The organism is Pseudomonas oryzihabitans NBRC 102199, from assembly GCF_000730625.1.
Lineage (GTDB): Bacteria > Pseudomonadota > Gammaproteobacteria > Pseudomonadales > Pseudomonadaceae > Chryseomonas > Chryseomonas oryzihabitans.
In genome coordinates this window covers 113,414-132,558 of the sequence record NZ_BBIT01000009.1, presented here as the reverse complement: position 1 = coordinate 132,558, position 19,145 = coordinate 113,414, and the positions used below count along the sequence as shown (strand labels likewise).

13 protein-coding genes, 1 tRNA gene and 1 pseudogene are annotated in these 19,145 nt (G+C 57.7%); all 15 read left to right on the top strand.

Translation table 11 applies throughout. The features are described from left to right. Window positions 1-41 precede the first annotated feature (41 nt). The 15 genes and pseudogenes from pheS (at window position 42) to pglX (POR01S_RS23690) (ending at window position 19,142) form a co-directional block, all read left to right on the top strand. The gene (gene pheS, locus POR01S_RS10965) at window positions 42-1,043 is read left to right on the top strand and encodes a phenylalanine--tRNA ligase subunit alpha (RefSeq protein WP_017638834.1); all 1,002 of its coding nucleotides are present in this window, start codon (window positions 42-44) and stop codon (window positions 1,041-1,043) included. Window positions 1,044-1,061: 18 nt separating this feature from the next. After that, window positions 1,062-3,440 carry a phenylalanine--tRNA ligase subunit beta gene (gene pheT / locus POR01S_RS10960; protein ID WP_042135814.1) on the top strand — a complete coding sequence of 793 codons (2,379 nt, stop codon included), beginning with the start codon at window positions 1,062-1,064 and terminating at the stop codon, window positions 3,438-3,440. A 3-nt stretch (window positions 3,441-3,443) separates the two neighbouring features. Next, window positions 3,444-3,746, top strand: coding sequence for an integration host factor subunit alpha (ihfA, locus tag POR01S_RS10955; protein WP_007159196.1), 303 nt, complete (start codon window positions 3,444-3,446; stop codon window positions 3,744-3,746). Next, window positions 3,727-4,086 (top strand): MerR family transcriptional regulator, encoded by a 360-nt coding sequence (locus POR01S_RS10950; RefSeq protein WP_007159195.1) that lies wholly within the window; start codon window positions 3,727-3,729, stop codon window positions 4,084-4,086. Before ihfA ends, POR01S_RS10950 begins: the two co-directional genes overlap by 20 nt. Before the next feature lie 64 nt (window positions 4,087-4,150). Continuing rightward, window positions 4,151-4,227: transfer RNA gene (locus POR01S_RS10945), tRNA-Pro, on the top strand. 453 nt (window positions 4,228-4,680) lie between these two features. Continuing rightward, window positions 4,681-5,568, top strand: a pseudogene (locus POR01S_RS23420) (IS481 family transposase). A gap of 141 nt (window positions 5,569-5,709) precedes the next feature. Then, window positions 5,710-5,925 carry a methylation-associated defense system helix-turn-helix domain-containing protein MAD1 gene (gene mads1, locus POR01S_RS10940; RefSeq protein WP_369472254.1) on the top strand — a complete coding sequence of 72 codons (216 nt, stop codon included), beginning with the start codon at window positions 5,710-5,712 and terminating at the stop codon, window positions 5,923-5,925. Beyond that, window positions 5,918-6,529, top strand: coding sequence for a DUF1819 family protein (locus POR01S_RS10935; RefSeq protein ID WP_052382652.1), 612 nt, complete (start codon window positions 5,918-5,920; stop codon window positions 6,527-6,529). Before mads1 ends, POR01S_RS10935 begins: the two co-directional genes overlap by 8 nt. A gap of 23 nt (window positions 6,530-6,552) precedes the next feature. Continuing rightward, entirely contained in the window at window positions 6,553-7,182 is a 630-nt protein-coding gene (locus tag POR01S_RS10930; protein ID WP_217996697.1) for a DUF1788 domain-containing protein, read from the top strand. A gap of 11 nt (window positions 7,183-7,193) precedes the next feature. Beyond that, window positions 7,194-10,748: a BREX system P-loop protein BrxC gene (gene brxC / locus POR01S_RS10925; RefSeq protein WP_042135808.1), complete on the top strand. Its 3,555-nt coding sequence runs from the start codon at window positions 7,194-7,196 to the stop codon at window positions 10,746-10,748. Between the two features lie 79 nt (window positions 10,749-10,827). Beyond that, a complete protein-coding gene (gene pglX / locus POR01S_RS10920) occupies window positions 10,828-12,648 on the top strand; it encodes a BREX-1 system adenine-specific DNA-methyltransferase PglX (protein WP_042135806.1) in 1,821 nt (606 codons plus the stop codon). Continuing rightward, entirely contained in the window at window positions 12,645-13,784 is a 1,140-nt protein-coding gene (locus tag POR01S_RS10915; RefSeq protein ID WP_042135804.1) for an AAA family ATPase, read from the top strand. The genes pglX (POR01S_RS10920) and POR01S_RS10915 overlap by 4 nt, the downstream gene beginning before the upstream one ends. Then, window positions 13,784-14,341: a hypothetical protein gene (locus POR01S_RS10910; RefSeq protein ID WP_042135802.1), complete on the top strand. Its 558-nt coding sequence runs from the start codon at window positions 13,784-13,786 to the stop codon at window positions 14,339-14,341. The genes POR01S_RS10915 and POR01S_RS10910 overlap by 1 nt, the downstream gene beginning before the upstream one ends. Next, window positions 14,338-17,358 carry a reverse transcriptase domain-containing protein gene (locus tag POR01S_RS10905; protein ID WP_042135800.1) on the top strand — a complete coding sequence of 1,007 codons (3,021 nt, stop codon included), beginning with the start codon at window positions 14,338-14,340 and terminating at the stop codon, window positions 17,356-17,358. The genes POR01S_RS10910 and POR01S_RS10905 overlap by 4 nt, the downstream gene beginning before the upstream one ends. Further along, window positions 17,355-19,142 (top strand): BREX-1 system adenine-specific DNA-methyltransferase PglX, encoded by a 1,788-nt coding sequence (pglX, locus tag POR01S_RS23690; RefSeq protein ID WP_156045018.1) that lies wholly within the window; start codon window positions 17,355-17,357, stop codon window positions 19,140-19,142. The genes POR01S_RS10905 and pglX (POR01S_RS23690) overlap by 4 nt, the downstream gene beginning before the upstream one ends. Window positions 19,143-19,145 lie beyond the last annotated feature (3 nt).

Sequence of the window (19,145 nt, the reverse complement as noted above, 5' to 3'; positions counted from 1 at the left end):
GCCTCATAGCTCTTCCCCTATTTTGTATCTGGAGTCCCTAGATGGAAAACCTGGATGCGCTGGTCTCCCAAGCCCTGGAGGCCGTGCGGCACACCGAAGACACCAATGCCCTGGAACAGCTCCGGGTCAATTACCTGGGCAAGAAGGGTGAGCTGACCCAGATCATGAAGACCCTGGGCCACCTCACCGCTGAGGAGCGTCCCCAGGCTGGCGCGCTGATCAACGCCGCCAAGGAACGTGTCCAGGACGCAATCAACAGCCGCAAGGCGACGCTGGAGCAGGCCGCATTGGCCGCTCGCCTCGCCGCAGAACGCATCGACGTGACCCTGCCCGGGCGAGGTCAGGCCTCCGGTGGCCTGCACCCGGTCACCCGCACCCTGGAGCGTATCGAGCGTCTGTTCGCCAACATCGGCTATGGCGTCGCCACCGGTCCCGAGATCGAAGACGACTACCATAACTTCGAAGCGCTCAACATCCCCGGCCACCACCCGGCGCGGGCGATGCACGACACCTTCTACTTCAATGCGAACATGCTGCTGCGCACCCACACTTCGCCGGTGCAGATCCGTACCATGGAGAGCCAGCAGCCGCCGATCCGCATCATCTGCCCGGGTCGTGTCTATCGCTGCGACAGCGATCAGACCCACTCGCCGATGTTCCATCAGGTCGAAGGCCTGGTGATCGACGAGGAAGTCAGCTTCGCCGATCTCAAGAGCACCCTGGTGACCTTCCTGCGCGAATTCTTCGAGGAAGAGCTGGAAGTCCGCTTCCGTCCCTCCTACTTCCCCTTCACCGAGCCGTCGGCCGAGGTGGATATTCGCCGCCCGAGTCGCGATGGCGAACCGGCCTCGCGCTGGCTCGAGGTGCTGGGCTGCGGCATGGTCCACCCCAACGTCCTGCGCATGGCCGGCATCGATCCGGAGAAGTACCAGGGCTTCGCCTTTGGCATGGGCGCCGAGCGCCTGGCCATGCTGCGCTACGGGGTCAACGACCTGCGCCTCTTCTTCGACAACGATCTGCGCTTCCTGGCGCAATTCCGCTAGCTGCCAGACGGGAGTCCTATGAAATTCAGTGAACAATGGCTGCGTAGCTGGGTGAACCCTGCGGCTACGCACGAGGATCTGGTTGCCCGGCTGTCCATGGCCGGCCTGGAAGTGGACGGCGTCGAAGCGGCGGCCGGTAGCTTCCAGGGCGTCATCGTCGGCGAAGTGGTTTCCGTCGAGCGTCATCCCGATGCCGACAAGCTCAATGTCTGCCAGGTCAGCAACGGCCAGGAATCCTTCCAGGTGGTCTGCGGCGCGCCCAATGTGCGCGCGGGCCTTAAGGTGCCTTTCGCCACCGTCGGCGCCACGCTGCCCGGCGACTTCACCATCAAGAAGGCCAAGCTGCGCGGCGTGGAATCCCACGGCATGCTCTGCTCGGCCAGCGAACTGCAGATCAGCGACGACAACAGCGGCCTGCTGGAGCTGCCGGCCGGCGCGCCGGTGGGCGAGAGCATCCGCAGCTACCTGCAGCTGGACGACGCCATCATCGACGTCGACCTGACCCCGAACCGCGGCGACTGTCTATCCATCGCCGGTCTGGCGCGGGAAGTGGGTGCCCTGTACAACGCCGCGGTCGAGCCGCTGCAGGTCGAGGCCGTAGCGGCTACGCACCAGGAAACCCGTCCGGTCGAGGTGCTGGCTCCCCAGGCCTGCCCGCGCTACCTGGGTCGCGTAGTGAAGAACGTCGACCTGTCCCGCCCGACCCCGGACTGGATGGTCGAGCGTCTGCGCCGCAGTGGCGTGCGCAGCATCGACGCCGCCGTCGACGTCACCAACTACGTGATGCTCGAACTGGGTCAGCCCATGCATGCCTTCGATCTGGACCAGATCAAGGGCGGCATCCGCGTGCGCCTGGCCGATGCCGGCGAACGCCTGGTGCTGCTGGATGGCCAGGACATCGAACTGCGCAACGACACCCTGGTGATCGCCGACCACGAACGTGCCCTGGCCATCGCCGGCGTCATGGGTGGCGAGCACAGCGGCGTTGCTGCCGGTACCCGTGACCTGTTCCTGGAAAGCGCCTTCTTCGACACCATCGCCGTGGCCGGCAAGGCCCGTTCCTACGGCCTGCACACCGATTCATCCCACCGCTTCGAGCGGGGCGTGGACTTCGAGCTGGCGCGCAAGGCCATGGAGCGCGCGACCCGCCTGCTGCTGGACATCGTCGGCGGTGAGCCGGGTCCGGTGATCGAGGCGGTGAGTGCCGAGCACCTGCCGCAGGTCGAGCCGATTCTGCTGCGCGCGGAGCGCATCGAGCGCGTCCTGGGTCTGACCCTGGACGATGCCCAGGTCGAGCGGCTGCTCAGCGGCCTGGGTCTGGCCGTGGCGCGCCTGGAAGCCGGTCGCTGGCAGGTGGGCGTGCCCAGCCACCGTTTCGACATCAGCATCGAAGTGGATCTGATCGAAGAGCTGGCGCGCCTCTATGGCTACAACCAGCTGCCGATCCGCTTCCCCCAGGCGCGCCTGGCCCCGCAGCCCCTACCCGAGAGCAAGGGCGAGCTGAGCCAGCTGCGTCGCCTGCTGGTGGCCCGTGGTTACCAGGAAGCCATCACCTACAGCTTCATCGACGAAAAGACCTTCCGTCTGTTCGCCCCTGAGGCGCAGCCGGTGATGCTGGCCAATCCCATCTCCACCGACATGGCCGCCATGCGCTCGTCGCTGTGGCCCGGTCTGGTCAAGGCCGTGCAATACAACCTCAACCGTCAGCAGGACCGCGTCCGGCTGTTCGAGTCGGGGCTGAGATTCGTCGGTCAGCTGGAAGGCCTGGTACAGGAAAACGTACTGGCTGGTGCTGTGTGCGGTTCGCGTCTGCCGGAGAGCTGGTCGTCCGGTCGTGAGGCGGTGGACTTCTTCGACGTCAAGGCCGATGTCGAGGCGCTGCTGGCCCAGTCGGGTGCGGGTTCTGACTTCCGCTTCGTCGCAGGCGAGCATCCGGCCTTGCACCCGGGGCAGACCGCGCTGATCGAAAGGGCAGGGCAGCCAGTCGGCTACCTGGGCGCCCTGCATCCGGAAGTGGCGCGCGAACTGGACGTGGATCGTCCGGTGTTCCTCTTCGAGTTGGCGCTCGATGCCCTGACCACCGGCAGTCTGCCGCGCTTTGGCGAGCTGTCGCGCTTCCCGGAAGTGCGGCGTGACCTGGCGCTGGTGGTGGACGAAACCGTAGCCGCAGGCGACCTCCTGGCCGACATCCGCGAAAACGCCGGAGAAGGCCTCAAGGAGCTGCGTCTGTTCGACGTCTACCAAGGCAAAGGCATTGATCCACATAGAAAAAGCGTCGCCATCGGCTTGACCTTGCAACATCCATCGCGCACATTAACCGATGAAGAAGTCAACGAAACGACGCAGAAAATCCTCGTTTCTCTGGAAAGAAGGTTCAACGCCACCTTAAGGAAATAGCGCATGGGGGCCCTGACGAAAGCTGAGATGGCCGAACGTCTGTTTGAAGAGCTCGGTCTGAACAAACGTGAAGCCAAGGAATTGGTCGAACTGTTCTTCGAAGAAATTCGTCATGCGCTCGAAAGCAACGAGCAGGTCAAGTTGTCCGGTTTCGGCAACTTCGACCTGCGCGACAAGCGCCAGCGCCCCGGACGCAATCCCAAGACAGGGGAGGAGATACCCATCACGGCGCGCCGTGTGGTGACCTTCCGCCCCGGGCAGAAACTGAAAGCCAGGGTCGAGGCCTATGCTGGAACCAAGTCATAACGACGAGCTGCCGGTCATACCGGGCAAACGCTACTTCACCATCGGTGAGGTGAGCGACCTTTGCCTGGTCAAACCGCACGTGCTGCGCTACTGGGAGCAGGAATTTCCCCAGCTGAACCCGGTGAAGCGCCGCGGTAACCGGCGCTACTACCAGCGCCACGACGTGCTGATGATCCGCCAGATCCGCTCGCTGCTGTACAACGAAGGCTTCACCATCGGCGGGGCACGCCAGCGCCTCACCCAGGGCGACGAGACCCGCGATGAGGGTTCGCAGTACCACCAGCTCATCCGCCAGATGATCAGCGAACTCGAAGAAGTCCTCGTCGTACTGAAGAAGTGAAAAAAAGCTTCCACTAATCAAAGCGTTGCAGTAAGATGCACGCCGTTCCCTAGAGGAACACAGTCGGGGCGTAGCGCAGCCTGGTAGCGCACTTGCATGGGGTGCAAGGGGTCGAGTGTTCGAATCACTCCGTCCCGACCAAAAACCAAAAAAATCCAAACACTTCCGGGTGTTTGGATTTTTTTATGCCTGCCGTTTTTAGTTGCTAATTCGAAAGTGGCGGTTCTGGTTGCCAATTGAGATCAGCTTAAGCTGGGTGCCTAATTTCGCTCTTCAGCTTGATAATTGGTCTCAAGTCGGTAGCGAGTTGTATTGCTGATCATCACTAGGCGGCGCAAGCCCAATCCGAAGCCTGGGTTAACCGATGTGCCGGTTTTGGCTCGGTACAGATATTCCTCATTTTTATTATCTTCGCCTGTCTCCCGCTGCGGCAGGAGTGCAGACCGCTAGTTGTGATCTCTCAGTAGGTTGTTCATCCGGGGGCGTTCCCGGAATTCTGGAAGCGCGACCAACACAGCCTTCCAGGAGCCCCGGATGAACCTGCATAAACATGCCCGTCTTACCCCTCGAGGTCGAGCCCTTCTTGTATAACGCATGCTCACTGGGCTACGCACTGAAGATGCAGCACAAACGGCGGGAGTCAGTGTCCGTACGGCCTACAAGTGGCTCAAGCGCTTTCGTGAGGAAGGCGAGTCCGGTTTGATGGATCGTTCATCACGTCCACATTCCTGCCCGCATGAGACCTCGAGCGACCTGATCGCACACTTGATCCAGCTACGCCGATCTCGACATACCTATCGACAGATCGCCCAAGTACTCGGTGTGGCCGTTAGTACCGTTGCGCGTCGTCTCAAACAGGCAGGCTTTCATCGTTTGGCCGAGCTGGAGCCAGCCCCGGTGGTGGTGCGCTACGAATATCCCAAGGCCGGCGACCTGCTACACCTGGATATCAAAAAGCTTGGCCGATTCTGGAGGCCAGGCCCCCGCGTGACGGGGCATCGTTAGCAGGGCTGCGATGGCGCCGGCTGGGAGTTCATACTTGTGGCCATTGATGATGTGTCCCGGCTGGCCTTCACCAGCCTGCACCCGGACGAGCGCGGCAGTAGCGCCTGTCGAGCCTTGTTGCAGACGGTGCGTTACTATCGCGGCCTGGGTATCCGCTTTGAGCGAGTCATGGCAGACAAGGGTGCCTGCTACCGCTCTCATTCGTTTCGGCGCTGGTGTGCTCGGCTCGGGCTGGAGCACATCCGTACCAAACCCTATACGCCGCGTACAAACGGCAAGGCCGAGCGCTTCATCCAGACGAGCCTGCGTGAGTGGGCCAATGCTCGCAGCTACGACAGCTCCGAGCAGCGAGCCCGGCACTTACCCGCGTGGCTGCATCACTACAATTGGCACAGACCGCATTCCAGCCTCAACTACAAACCGCCCATCCGTCCAGCTCCATTGCCACTGAACAACGTACTGGGTTTACACAGCTAGTCAATACCAGGTTCTGTCTGGCGGCGCTGCCCGGGATGCGTGCAGCTAACACTAAGCAACCCAATCAATTTTGGCTTTCACTGCCAGGTAGATCCGTCTTAATCCCACTCAATCGGCTAATATCTGCAGATCCAATTCGAAATGGATCTGGAAATGACCGATCGGTGGTTGAGCGTAGAAGAAATCGGCGAGCACTTGGGCGTGAGTAAGGACACTGTCTATGCATGGATCGCAAAGCGGCACATGCCCGCGCACAAGGTGGGACGGCTCTGGAAGTTCCAGAAGGCTGAGGTCGACGCGTGGGTTAAAGCTGGCGGTGCCAGTGATGATGTCGCCTCGGAGTCGGCGCGTGGCTGATCCCTACCGCTTGTCATTCACCACAGGTGGGCTCTTCATTCAGGAGTCACCGCCTGTGGCTGAGCTTTTCCTCATGAAGCGTGACTGGCAAGAGGCTCGTGATCAGGTTCGTGAGATGAACCTGCTGCAGGTACGCACTGCAGCAGCTGCCACGCGTATTAGTAAAGAGATTGTCGCCCGATTGGAGCACCTGGATGTAGGTGAGCTTGAGGCTCTGGTTGAGGGGGGCAGGAAAGATCAGGGATACCTTCTCTGGGCTGCCTGTTCCCGGCGCTACACCTTTATCCGCGAGTTCGCGATGGAGGTGCTTCGTGAGCATCTACTGATGAGGCGGCGCGTCCTATCCCCGATCGACTTCGACGCATTCTGGAGCAGGAAAGCTCTGTGGCACGTTGAGCTAGATCAGATCGCTGAGTCGACGCAAAAAAAGCTCAAACAAAATCTATTTCGAATGATGCGAGAGGCGGATCTGATTGGTGATTCGCTACAAATTCAGCCGACCCTATTGTCGCCGGCGTTGGCCCAGCTGTTGGCCAAAAGGGGTAAGGAAGAGTTGCTTATCTACCCCGTAACTTATCAGGAGATTACGCGTTGGCTTCAATGAACCGGAGAACCAGCGAGCAGCCAATGGCCGTTCGCTTCGATCATTTGCTAGGCGTAATCAGTGGTCAGCGTTTCCTTCAAATGAGGGGATTGAACAACGATCTGCCCTTTTACATCTGCGAGTTCAAGGCTGCTGAAGCGGTGGAGATGGAGCGTGTACGCCGGCAGCTGGTAACGCGGCTGGCGAACATGAGCATTCCCTGTCTTCAGGGAACAGGCATCCAGGTTCTGGAAATTAACCTGTATGACTTGTCCATTGAGCTGCTCAAGGCCCGAGAGGGCAGTAGTGAGCAGGGCTGCCTCTGGGATGACCTACTCGCCATTGAGCCTGAGGTAGAGAAAGAGCAGCTGTTGGAGACTCTGCAGAACGTCTTGGGCATCGAGGAGTATCTCATCCCCGCTATCGGTGAGCGACTAGCGGCTGCTGAGTACGACGTTTTATTCCTCTCCGGCATCGGTGAGGTGTTTCCCTACATCCGTTCACACAATGTGCTGAACAACCTGCAAAGCACTTCCAAGTTCAAGCCTACGGTTATGTTCTTCCCTGGCGAGTACCGGTACTCGCTGGAGCAGGGGGCTTCTCTGGAGCTGTTTGGCTTGCTGCATGACGACAAGTACTACCGTGCATTCAACATTTTTGAGACTCAGGCCTGAGGAAGCAGTAGATGGAACTCAACGGCATTTTCCTGAACCCTGTCAGCCGTCCTATCGAAGGGGTGATCAAGGCTGATGATGAAGCCAGCCTGTACAACGAGCTGAGCGAATATGTGCTGACTGACGAGGTCGCCAAGCGCCTGGAGCACTTCCTTGATGCTTACACCAACTATCACGGCGCCAATGGAGTGTGGGTGTCTGGCTTCTTCGGGTCGGGTAAATCCCACTTGCTGAAGATGCTAGCGCTTCTGTTGGAAAACCGCCGCGTCGATGGCTCCTCTGCTCTGGATATCTTCCTGCCCAAGATCCACAAGGACGATGCACTGCTGCGCAGCAAGCTCAAGCAGGCTGTCGCCATCCCCTCGAAGAGCATCCTGTTCAACATCGACCAGAAGGCCGACATCATCAGCAAGACGCAGATCGATGCCTTGCTGTCGGTCTTCGTCAAGGTCTTCAACGAGATGTGCGGCTACTTCGGCAAGCAGGGCTACATTGCCCAGTTCGAACGTGATCTCGACAGTCGTGAGCAGTTCGACGCCTTTAAACACGCCTATCAGATCATCGCCAAAAAGCCCTGGGAGCGTGGTCGCGAGCAGGCCCTGCTGGAGTCCGGCAACATTGCCAAGGCCTATGCGCAGATCACCGGTGAAGATCCGACTCTGGCCAAGGGAATCCTCGACAAGTACCGCACCCAGTACAGCGTCTCCATCGAGGACTTCGGTAATCAGGTCAAAGCCTGGCTAGACAAGCAGCCGGCCAATTTTCGCTTGAATTTCTTCGTCGATGAGGTAGGCCAATACATCGCCGAAAACACCAAGCTGATGACCAATCTGCAGACTGTCGCCGAAAGTCTGGCGACTAAGTGCCAGGGGAGGGCTTGGATCATCGTCACCGCCCAGGAGGATATGAACTCCGTGCTCGGTGACATGAGCAAGCAGCAGAGTAACGACTTCACCAAGATCCAGGCTCGCTTTGCTAACCGCCTCAAGCTCACCAGCGCTGACGTGGCTGAGGTGATCCAGAAGCGTCTGCTGACCAAGAACGATAGCGGTGCAGATCTGCTGAAAACTGTTTACGACCAGCAGTTCAACAACTTCAAGACCCTGTTCGAGTTCGCCGATGGCGGCCAGCATTACCAGAACTTCCGAGATCTAGAGCATTTCACGTACTGCTATCCGTTTGTGCCGTATCAGTTCCCGCTGTTCCAGTCGGCCATCCGCGGCATTTCTTTGCACAACGGCTTTGAAGGTAAGGCCAACTCGGTGGGTGAGCGCTCCATGCTCGGTGTCTTCCGCGAGGTGGCCATCGCCATTGATAATGAGCCGGTTGGGCAGCTGGCCACCTTTGACCGAATGTTTGAAGGCATTCGTGGCGCGTTAAAAAGCGCGATCCAGAGCGCGATCAACACTGCCGAGCATCACCTGGGCGATGAGTACGCCGTTCGCGTCCTGAAGGCTCTGTTTCTGGTCAAGTACGTCAAGGAGTTCAAGGCCACCCTGCGCAACCTCAGTGTGTTGATGCTGGAGCGTTTCGGCGAGGACGTGCCCGCCCAGCGCAAGAAGCTGGAGGCTGCACTCAACCTGCTTGAGCAGCAGACCTACATCCAGCGCAATGGCGATCTCTACGAGTACCTCACTGACGAAGAGAAGGACATCGAGGAGGAGATCAAAAACACCGAGGTGGAGTCTGCGGACATCCTCAAGGAGCTGGAGGTTTTGCTGTTTGATGGGGCAATCAAGCAGCGCAAGATCCGCTACGAGAACGGCCAGGACTACTCCTATACCCGTAAGATGGATGATCGGGTGCTCAGCCGGGAGCATGAGCTCGCCGTCCACGTCGTAACACCGCTCAGCGACAACTTCGACAATCTCACTGTGCAGCGAATGCAAAGCATGGGGCGTGATGAGCTGCGTGTCGTGCTACCTGCCGATGCGCGTTTCATGCAAGACCTGACTATGTACAAGCGCACTGAGACGTACATTCGTCAAAACAGCAGCACTCAACAGGAGGCGGTGAAGCGAATCCTCGACTCCAAGAGTTTCCAGAATACCGAGCGACTTGCGGATATCCAGGAGCGTGCCAAGCACCTGTTGGCAGGTGCCCAGCTGATCATCAATGCTGCCGATATCGAAGCCCCCAGTACTGATGGTCAGACACGAATTCTGAAAGGTTTCTACCAGCTCATCGAAACCACCTATCCGAACCTGCGCATGCTGCGGGATGTGCCGTTCAGCGAGGCTGATATTGGCAAGTACTTACGCCAGGGGCAGGACGGACTGCTTGGCAATGATGCTACCAGCCTGAGTGAGCCTGAGCAGGAGCTATTGGCTTTTGTCCAGACCAATGCTCGCAGTGGTGTTCGCACAACGGTCAAAAGCTTGCTCGAACGCTTCGAACGCAAGAGCTACGGCTGGTACTACGCCGCAATTCTCTGCAACCTCGCCCTGCTTTGCGCGCGAGGCAAGGTAGAGGTGCGTCAGGACAGCAATCCCCTGGAAGGGGATCTACTGGAGCGCAGTCTGCGCAATACCAACGCCCACGCCACCCTAGTGCTGGAGCCGCAGATCGAGTTCAGTGCTTCCCAGGTACGTGCGCTGAAGGATTTCTTCGCGGACTTCTTTGACCAGCCGGCCAGCAGCAATGAAGCCCGCGCTCTGGCGCGTGAAACCATAGACGCTATCAAGGAGTTGGAGATCGATCTGGCTGAGTTGCACGGTCAGAAGGTGCAGTATCCCTTCCTCAGTGCATTGGACGGTGTGCTGGCGACTCTCAAGGAAATAGCTGCCAAGAATCCAGCTTGGTTCCTGACGGATCTTTCCCGCGCAGAAGATGCGCTGCTAGAGGCGAAAGAGCAGGTCATCGACCCTGTGCAGCGCTTTATGAAAAGCCCGCAGAAAGAGATCTACGATCAGGCTCGTCTGCTGGTGCAAGAGCAGCAAGAGAATTTTGCGTATGTCGGCTCGGCGGAAGTTGACGCCATTCGAGCCGTGCTCGCGGATGCAAAGCCTTGGCAAGGTAATCGTCTTCAACAAGCTCGGCAGCAGTTGGATGCGCTTCAGCTTGCCATTGCCAACCAGCTAGCCAGCGAGCAAAAAGCCAGTGAGCAGTTGCTCGACGATCTGGAGCAGCGCCTGCAGGGCGCTGAGGGTTACGGGGCTCTCGACGCGGCGCAGAAACAGCAGCTCTCAGCCCCCTTTGCGCAGGCTAAGCAGCAGCTGAAAGGGCAGAAGCTCATTGCTGTTATTCGTGACCAGCGTAATCGATTCGAGGACGAACAATACCCTCAGTTGTTGCTCAAGCTGGATCAGTTTGCGCGTCCAAAACCGGCTCCTGCTGAGCACCCCTCGCAACATCCGCAGCCCGAGAACTCTGAAACGCTTGGTGCGGATATGCCTGAACAGCCGATGCTGAAAGTGGCGGAGCCGCGAATTGTGCAGTCCCGTCACATCAAAGTTGGCTACCCAAAGCCCTGGTTGACCAGTGAAGCTGAGCTTGACGAATACCTGCATAAGCAACGTGAAGCATGGCTGAAGGAAATCCAGGCCGGCAACCGAGTGCAGATCTGACACGGAATAAATACAACTGGCCCGTCAGGTGCGAGGCCAAGTCTAGGGCCGTTCGGTTGAATGGCTGAGTGGGGGATAGATGGATACCAGCAAACTCAAGAAATTTGCCCAATTCGCGCGTCGCATCTTGCTCGATCAGGTGAGTGGCAAGTTGGACGTGGTACTGGCACCGCAAAGTGCTGCACGCCGCGAGCGAGCCCAGGTAGTGGCTGAGTTGGAAAAGCTGATCAGCAACTCCGGTCGCGAGCATGTGGAAGAGCGTGTTGCCTACACCTGGTTTAACCGCTTCTGTGCCCTGCGCTTCATGGACGTAAACCGCTACACCCGCATTGGTGTGGTGTCTCCAGCTGAGTGGCAGTTTCAACCTGAGATCCTTGCTGAAGCCAAGATGGGGCATATTGACGAGGATATGGTGCCGAGTCAGATTCGTCAGAAGATCCTGGATCTGCTAGCGGGCCGCGCACCAAGCAACGACTCGCAAGGCGAAGCCTACCGCCTGTTGGTAGTTGCTGCGTGCAACGCTTGGCACCAGTCGATGCCCTTCCTGTTCGAGCGCATTGATGACTATACCGAGCTGCTGATGCCCGACGATTTGCTTTCGGGTAATTCCATCCTTGCTTACACGCGCGAGGCCATGACGCCCGACGCTTGCGAGGATGTCGAGGTGATCGGCTGGCTGTACCAGTTCTACATCTCCGAGAAGAAGGACGCGGTGTTCGAGGGGTTGAAGAAGAATCAGAAGATCACTCCAGAGAACATCCCTGCGGCTACTCAGCTGTTCACCCCGCACTGGATTGTGCGCTATCTGGTGGACAACTCGCTGGGCCGACTCTGGCTGCTCAACCGTCCCAACTCACGACTGGCAGAGCAAATGGAGTACTACATCCCGCCAGAGAGGCCAGAGACTGATTTCCTAAAGATCGCCGGCCCAGAGGACATAAAAGTCTGCGATCCGGCGTGCGGCTCCGGTCACATGCTCACCTACGCCTTCGACCTGTTGTATGCGATGTACGAAGAGGAGGGCTATGACCCGGCTGAGATCCCGGAAAAGATCCTCACCCACAACCTTTTCGGCATCGAGCTGGACGAGCGTGCAGGAGAACTGGCTGCCTTTGCGCTCACCATGAAAGCCCGAGCTCGCCAGCGGCGCTTCTTCAATAAAGGCGTCGAGCCGAACATCACCGTGCTGGAGAAAGTGATCTTCAGCAGTGAAGAACTGGACGAGTACATGGGCTTTGTCGGCCGTGACTTGTTCACCTACGGCCTTCGCGAAACGCTGCAGCAATTCAGCGAAGTCGACAACTTCGGCTCGCTGATCGTGCCGAAAGTTGCCAACGTGACCGATGTGATGGCCACGCTGGAAAGTAAGGACATGAGCAGCAACCTGTTCCTGGCCGAGACGCACAAGAAAGTTCTGACTGTTCTGCGCATGGCTGACGCGTTGAGCCCGTGCTACGCAGTGGTCGTGGCCAACCCACCTTACATGGGCGGTAAGGGCATGAATCCTCGCTTGAGCACTTGGGCTAAAGATAATTTCCCCAGCAGCAAATCCGACCTATTTGCGATGTTCATTGAGCGGGGCTTCGATCTAACTCCGAAATTCGGCTATAGCGCTATGGTCACCATGCAAAGCTGGATGTTCTTGTCGTCTTACGAGGCGCTTCGCGAGCGCATTCTGAGCGAGACATCCATCGAATGCATGGTACACATGGCGAACATGGTGATGGGCATCGCATTTGGTACGTCTGCCACTGTCCTGAAGAAGGGGGGATCCCCCGAAACTCGGGGGGGCTACTGCTATGTCGAATATGAGGACATTGGGGAAGACAATAAGCCGATTGAATTTCCACCGCGAAATGAGCGAAATCTCAAGGCGGCACAGAGGCAGGGGGCTGCATGATTACCAACCTGCAGCTCAAGAACTTCACTGCCTTCACCGATCTGGCGATCGACTTCTCGCCTGGCATCAACATCGTCATTGGTGAGAACGGTACCGGAAAAACCCAGTTGCTCAAGGCTGTGCTGGCGCTGAGCGGGCCGGAAGCCCAAGGAGAGCAGGCCGGTGAGCTGCTGGCCCGCAAGCTGTGCAGACTCTACCACCCACTCAGCGGGCAGGTGGGTGAGCTGCGCCGTGTTGGCGCCCGAGGGAAGTCTGTACTCAGGAGCACCTTCGCATCAGGGCAAGCGATCACCGCCAAGTTCTATGGTAACGACTCCGCAACCAAGGTCACTGCCAGCAGCGGTATTGCGCCAGCACCTGCCATCTTCATTCCGACCAAGGAGGTGTTGTCGCTGGTGCGTGGCCTGACGGCCGAGCAGCCCGATCTGCCCACCATCGAGCGCATCTTCGACGACGGCTACCTGGACCTCGCCCGCCAGTTGGTGAGGGAGGGCGCCAACGATCTGAACGCCAAGGTTCAGCTAGATCCGAAGTTCGCCAGCATCGTGCCCCGCCTGGCCAACCTGATCGGTGGTCAATACCTACTGGAGAACGGCCGTTTCGTTTTCGAGCCGGGCCGTTATGAGGAGAAGGACGCCGCCACGCGCAGCAAGGCCCAGCACGCGCAGATGTACCAGGACAGCAGCGAGTGGAAGTTCGTGCCCGGCAACAAACAGCGCCTGTCCAGCGGCATGACGGCAGAAGGTTTTCGCAAGATCGGCGTGCTGCAGCGTCTGCTCAGCAACGGCAGCCTCAGCCCCGGCGCCTCCGGTCCACTGCTGTGGGACGAGCCCGAATCCAATCTCAACCCCAAGCTGATGAAGGATCTGGTGCTGGCGCTGCTGGAGCTGGCCCGCAACGGCCAGCAAGTCATTCTCGCCACGCACGACTATGTACTGCTGAAGTGGTTTGACCTGCTGATGGATAGGGGCAAGGGGGATCACGTGGTCTTCCATCGCCTGTATCGCGAAGCTGGCAGTGACGACATTCAGCGGGAAAGCCAGGCGGACTACAGCATTGTCGGTCGTAGTGCTATCAGCAACACCTTCGCTGAGCTCTACGACGAAGACGTCAAGCGCGCATTGGGGGACGATTGATGCCGGCATATCGTGCTGAAGAAACCGCTGAGCTGCTGTTCAACTTTCCCGATGGAGTGGGCTGGAGCGAACTGGACAAGCAAGGAGTAAAGCTGCCCGTACGAATGAAGTTCGTCGATCTGGTGATCGAGCGCGATCAGGACATCCTGCTGGTCGAGATTAAAGACCCATCGCACTCACGAAGCCAGGACAGGGAACGAAATGCATACCTCAAACGCTTGGCTGACAATTCAGTCCTGACACAGGAGCTAACACCCAAAGCGCGTGACTCCTACCTCTACCTTCACTTGATGGAGCGAGACAATAAGCCGTTCAAGTACGTGGTGTTGCTCGGCCTAGATGCATTTGACCCAGATCGCCAGAAGGCGCTGATGTTCGGTTTTAAGGACCGTCTGCTGGCAGATATCCGGGAGGAATCCTTCGAGGCCTGGAAACGCAAGCACATTGCAGACTGTGTGGTGCTCTCGGTTGACTCATGGAATCAGCATTTTCCTGAGTGGCCATTGCGTCGTGAGGCACCCGTAGCTCGTCTTGTTCCGGAGGGGGCTCTTCAGTGACCACTCTCCAAGATCTCGGCTTGGCCTATCGCAAAGCCAAGGTGGACCTGTACTACTCGTCTCATGCATCGTTGGATGCGATTGCGGACTACGAGGACGCACTCCATGCCAACCTGACTGCTTTGCTCGCTAAGCTGCTTAGCGATGATGAGTCCTGGGTCACGCAACCCGAGTTTATCGGCGGCTGGACTCTGGCCACCAAGTCGGTGGACATGTCTTGCTGGGATGAGTATCGCAAGCAGAATGGCAATGGCTTGATCTTTTCATCTCCGGCCGAGGAGTGGGCTCACGCCTGTGGCCTTCTGGCTGAAGGTGAACATCCCCAAAAGCCCAAAGCTGAATTTCGAGTGATGGCCCAGTGCAGCCTGGACTTTCATGTGCTGTCCACCCTCTGGATGCTGGAGGTTGGCCATCTGTTCGATGCCCAGTTGACCGACTGTGCCTATGGCAACCGATTGCGTCGCACGCAAGATGGGAAAGGCATCAATGCGCTCTCGCTGGGCTCTTTTCAACCGTACCTGAAGCCTTTCCGCGACTGGCGTGACCAGGGTATCGAGGCCATGCGTACTGCGTTGGACGCAGACACGAAGATCGTGGCGCTCACGGCGGATGTCAGCTCTTTCTATCACGAGCTGAATCCTGGCTTCATGCTCAATCCAGCCTTCGTTACGGATGTGTTAGGGCTGGAGTTGTCTCCCGCGCAGTCTAAGCTGCACCGCCTATTTATTCAGGCGCTGCAAGCTTGGGCAGCTGCCACGCCGTTGAAGAAGGGCCTGCCCGTAGGTCTGCCAGCTTCAGCCGTTGTGGCGAACATTGCGCTGATTGAGCTGGACCGCGTCGTCGAGCAGCAGATTGCGCCGCTGTACTACGGCCGTTATGTAGATGACATCCTCCTGGTCATGGAGAACGGTGCCAGCTTCCGCTCCACGGCTGAGCTGTGGGAGTGGTTGTTCGCCCGCTCCAGCGGCATGCTGGCGTGGGTGCCAGGCGAGGAGTACAAGCAGATCGGTTTTCAGCCCGTCTATTTGAGCGACAGCCAGATCCGCTTTGCTAACGCCAAGAACAAGGTGTTCATGTTGGCAGGTGAGCCGGGAAAAACCCTGGTGGATGCCATTGCTCACCAGATTCACGAGCGGGCTAGCGAATGGCGCGCTATGCCTCGTTTGCCGCGCGCTGCCAGCCATGTGGGCACCGATCTTTTGGCTGCCACGCAAAGCGACGGTGAGGCCGCCGACAACTTGCGCAAGGCGGATGCCCTGACCATGCGCCGCGCTGGCTTTGCCATCAAGCTGCGCGACTTTGAAGCCTACGAACGTGACCTGCAGCCAGACGCTTGGCGCGAACACCGCCAGGCCTTCTTCCGCGCCTTTGTTCAGCATGTGCTGGTGCTGCCGCAGTTTTTTGATCTGTCGGTCTACCTACCACGGGTTATTCGCCTGGCTACGGCATGCGAAGACTTTGCAGCCTTGCGCCAGATTTTGCGTGGGCTGGAGCAACTGTGTACGCAAGTGTCACAAGGTTGCGAGCTCAGCATTAAGGCGTGCCCCGCAGAAGACAAACCAAGCCACAGCGAAATGCTCGATCGCTGGCAAAAGCAACTCTTCACCACGGTACGCGAGAGCATCAGCGCAGCCTTTCCGCCCCGGCTATCGAAAGACGGTAAGGCGGCCTGGCTGGCGCACATGGAGGGCTATGTACCAGCGAATATCGACGCCTTCCTGAATTGGTATTTTTTCCCCATCAAGGGCTTCCAAACCCAGCAAGCACGGCTGTTCTCATTCGATCTGGCGCATATGCCTTTCCGCTTCCTCGGTCTGCCCAAGGAAATGGTGGCCCAGCGTGGTATCCCTGCGAAGAAGGCCGCAGCATCCTGCACCCATGCGACCGATTTGCTCCCAGGCGCTGTGCTGGAAGGCAGCCAAGTGCTTGCCAAGTGGATCCGCTTCAAAGGTTTGCCGCATGGACTGCTGTTTGCCACCCGGCCTTACAACTTGCCGGAGCTGTTTATCCTGAACAAGGCGGCCTACGATGCTGCGGCGCACGGGGCCATGCAAGCTGTCGTCCTCGCTGTACGCGGCTTCGAGCTTGGTCATGCCGCGCCCGCTTTCGATAAGCACGGTGTGCTACAGATCCCGGATGGCCAGCCGCAGAGCAAGTACGCCATCGCCGTCTCCAGTTGGAAAACGCAGATGGTGAGCTGGACGGCTTCGGTCATGCGCATGCCTGATCCTGATGCTGAGCGTTACGCGCGCTTGTGTCGCTTGCTGGATGGTGTAATTGCTCAGCCAAGGGAAAGCCGTTATTTGGTTCTGCCCGAGCTGGCCTTGCCCGCGCACTGGTTCATCCGTATCGCCCGAAAGCTTCAAGGGCGCGGCATTTCGTTGATCACTGGCATTGAATACCTGCACGTCAGTAAAGGGCGCGTGCGCAACCAGGTTTGGGCTGCGCTGTCGCACGATGGCCTGGGCTTCCCTTCGTTGATGATCTATCGGCAGGACAAGCAGCGCCCAGCCCTGCATGAGGAGCTGGAGTTGCAGCGTCTGGCTGGGCTGGAGTTGAAACCCGACAAGGCTTGGAAAATACCGCCCATTCTGCAGCACGGTGATTTGCGTTTTGCTCTGCTGATCTGCAGCGAGTTGACCAACATCAGTTACCGCGCTGTCCTGCGCGGCAAGGTGGACGCGTTGTTCGTACCTGAGTGGAATCAGGATACCGAAACCTTCAATGCCCTGGTGGAGTCCGCCGCGCTTGATATGCACGCCTACATCATTCAGTGCAATGACCGCCAATACGGAGATAGCCGCATCCGCGCACCAGCAAAAGACAGTTGGGAACGTGATGTGCTTCGAGTTAAGGGCGGTGTGACCGACTATTGCGTGATTGGCGAGATTGACGTGCAGGTACTGCGCCATTTCCAAAGCAGCTATCGCTCTCCGGCCAAACCGTTCAAACCGGTGCCGGATGGATTTGAAATTGATTTTGGCCGCAAGGTATTGCCGGCGGGAGATAAAGAATGAGTGAGAACCAGAACAGCAGCCGAGATCTGGGCATGGAAAAGTTTTTTTTCCGAGCTTCGGCGGTGGACTTTAAGAAAATTCCCAGCGGACCAATTGCTTATTGGGTAACTAACTCGGTGCTTGAGCATTTCTCTAACAGCAGGAAGCTTGAGGATATTTCCAAGCCAAAGCAAGGAGCAACCACATCAAATAATGGAAGATTTCTGCGACTTTGGCACGAAATCTCCAAAGCTGATTTTTGTACGGAAGCGGGCTCTTTGCAATCGGCTTCTGACAGTAGAAAGAAGTGGTTCCCATATAACAAGGGTGGTGATTTCCGTAGGTGGTATGGAAACCAGGATTTTGTAATTAACTATGCAGATGACGGGAGGGAGATTAAGGAGTTTCATGAGGAGCTCAATAAAACCAGTCCCGGAGGGCGCCTAAAAAATCAAGACTGTTATTTCAAGCCCTGCGTGAGCTGGTCAAAAATCTCGAGCGGAACATTCGCGGTTCGTTACTTTCCTCAAGGTTTTATTTTTGATGTTGCAGGTTCGGCAGTGTTTTTTGATTCGAACAAAGCAAACCTATACTTCAATGGCTTGCTAAATACGGTTTTTGTAAGGTATGTGCTCGGAGCCCTTTCTCCAACACTAAACTTTGAAGCAGAGCATTTGTGCAAAATTCCTATTATTCATGAAGAAAATATTGAAGCGCAAGTTACCGGATTAGTTGAGGAGTTGGTTAGGAACTCTAAAAATGACTGGGACTCCTTCGAAACCTCTTGGAACTTCACTGGCTTTAAGCTGTTGCACCCCGAAAACCGCCAGCCAACTCTCAACGCAAGCTATAAGAAGCTCCGCGGCCACTGGCGCGAGATGACGCTCGAACTGAAGCGCCTGGAAGAAGAAAACAACCGTATTTTCATCGACGCCTATGGCCTGCAGGGTGAGCTGACGCCCGAGGTGCCGCTGAACGAAATCACGCTCACCCGCAACCCTCACTACCGCTACGGTGGCGACAAGAGTGAAGAAGAGCTGGAAGCCGTACTTTTGGCCGACACCATGCGTGAGCTGGTGTCCTACGCCGTGGGATGCATGTTCGGCCGCTACAGCCTCGACAAGCCGGGGCTGATCCTGGCTAACCAGGGCGAGACGCTGGCGGACTATCTTCGCCAGGTGCCACAGCCCAGCTTCCCAGCCGATGACGATAACGTGATCCCGCTGCTCGACGGCGACTGGTTCCCGGACGACATCACTCTGCGTTTCCGTCAGTTCCTGCGCGTGGCCTTTGGCGATGCGCATTACGAGGACAACCTGGCCTTTATCGAGCAAGCGCTCAACGTAAAGGGCAAGCGCAACTACAGCCTACGCGACTACTTCATGGGCGAGTTCTATACCGACCATGTGAAACGCTACAAGAAGCGTCCAATCTATTGGCTGTTCAGCAGTCCGAAAGGCACCTTTAGCGCGCTGGTTTATCTGCATCGTTACCGTGCGGACACCGTTAGCGTAGTACTTGGCTACCTGCGCGATTTCCGCAAGAAGCTCGCTTCGCGTCTGGATTATCTGCAGCAGGTAGCTATCAACCCCTCTTCTAGCCAAAGCGAAAAGACCAAGGCCAGCAAGGAAGCCGATGCCATCAAAAAACAGCTTATTGAGCTGGATGATTACGAGCGCGATACGCTTTATCCGCTGGCGACAGAGCAGGTCGAGTTGGATCTGGACGATGGTGTTAAGGTCAACTACCTCAAGCTAGGGACTGCTCTGAAGAAGATTCCGGGATTGGAAGCCAAAGAAGACTGATCT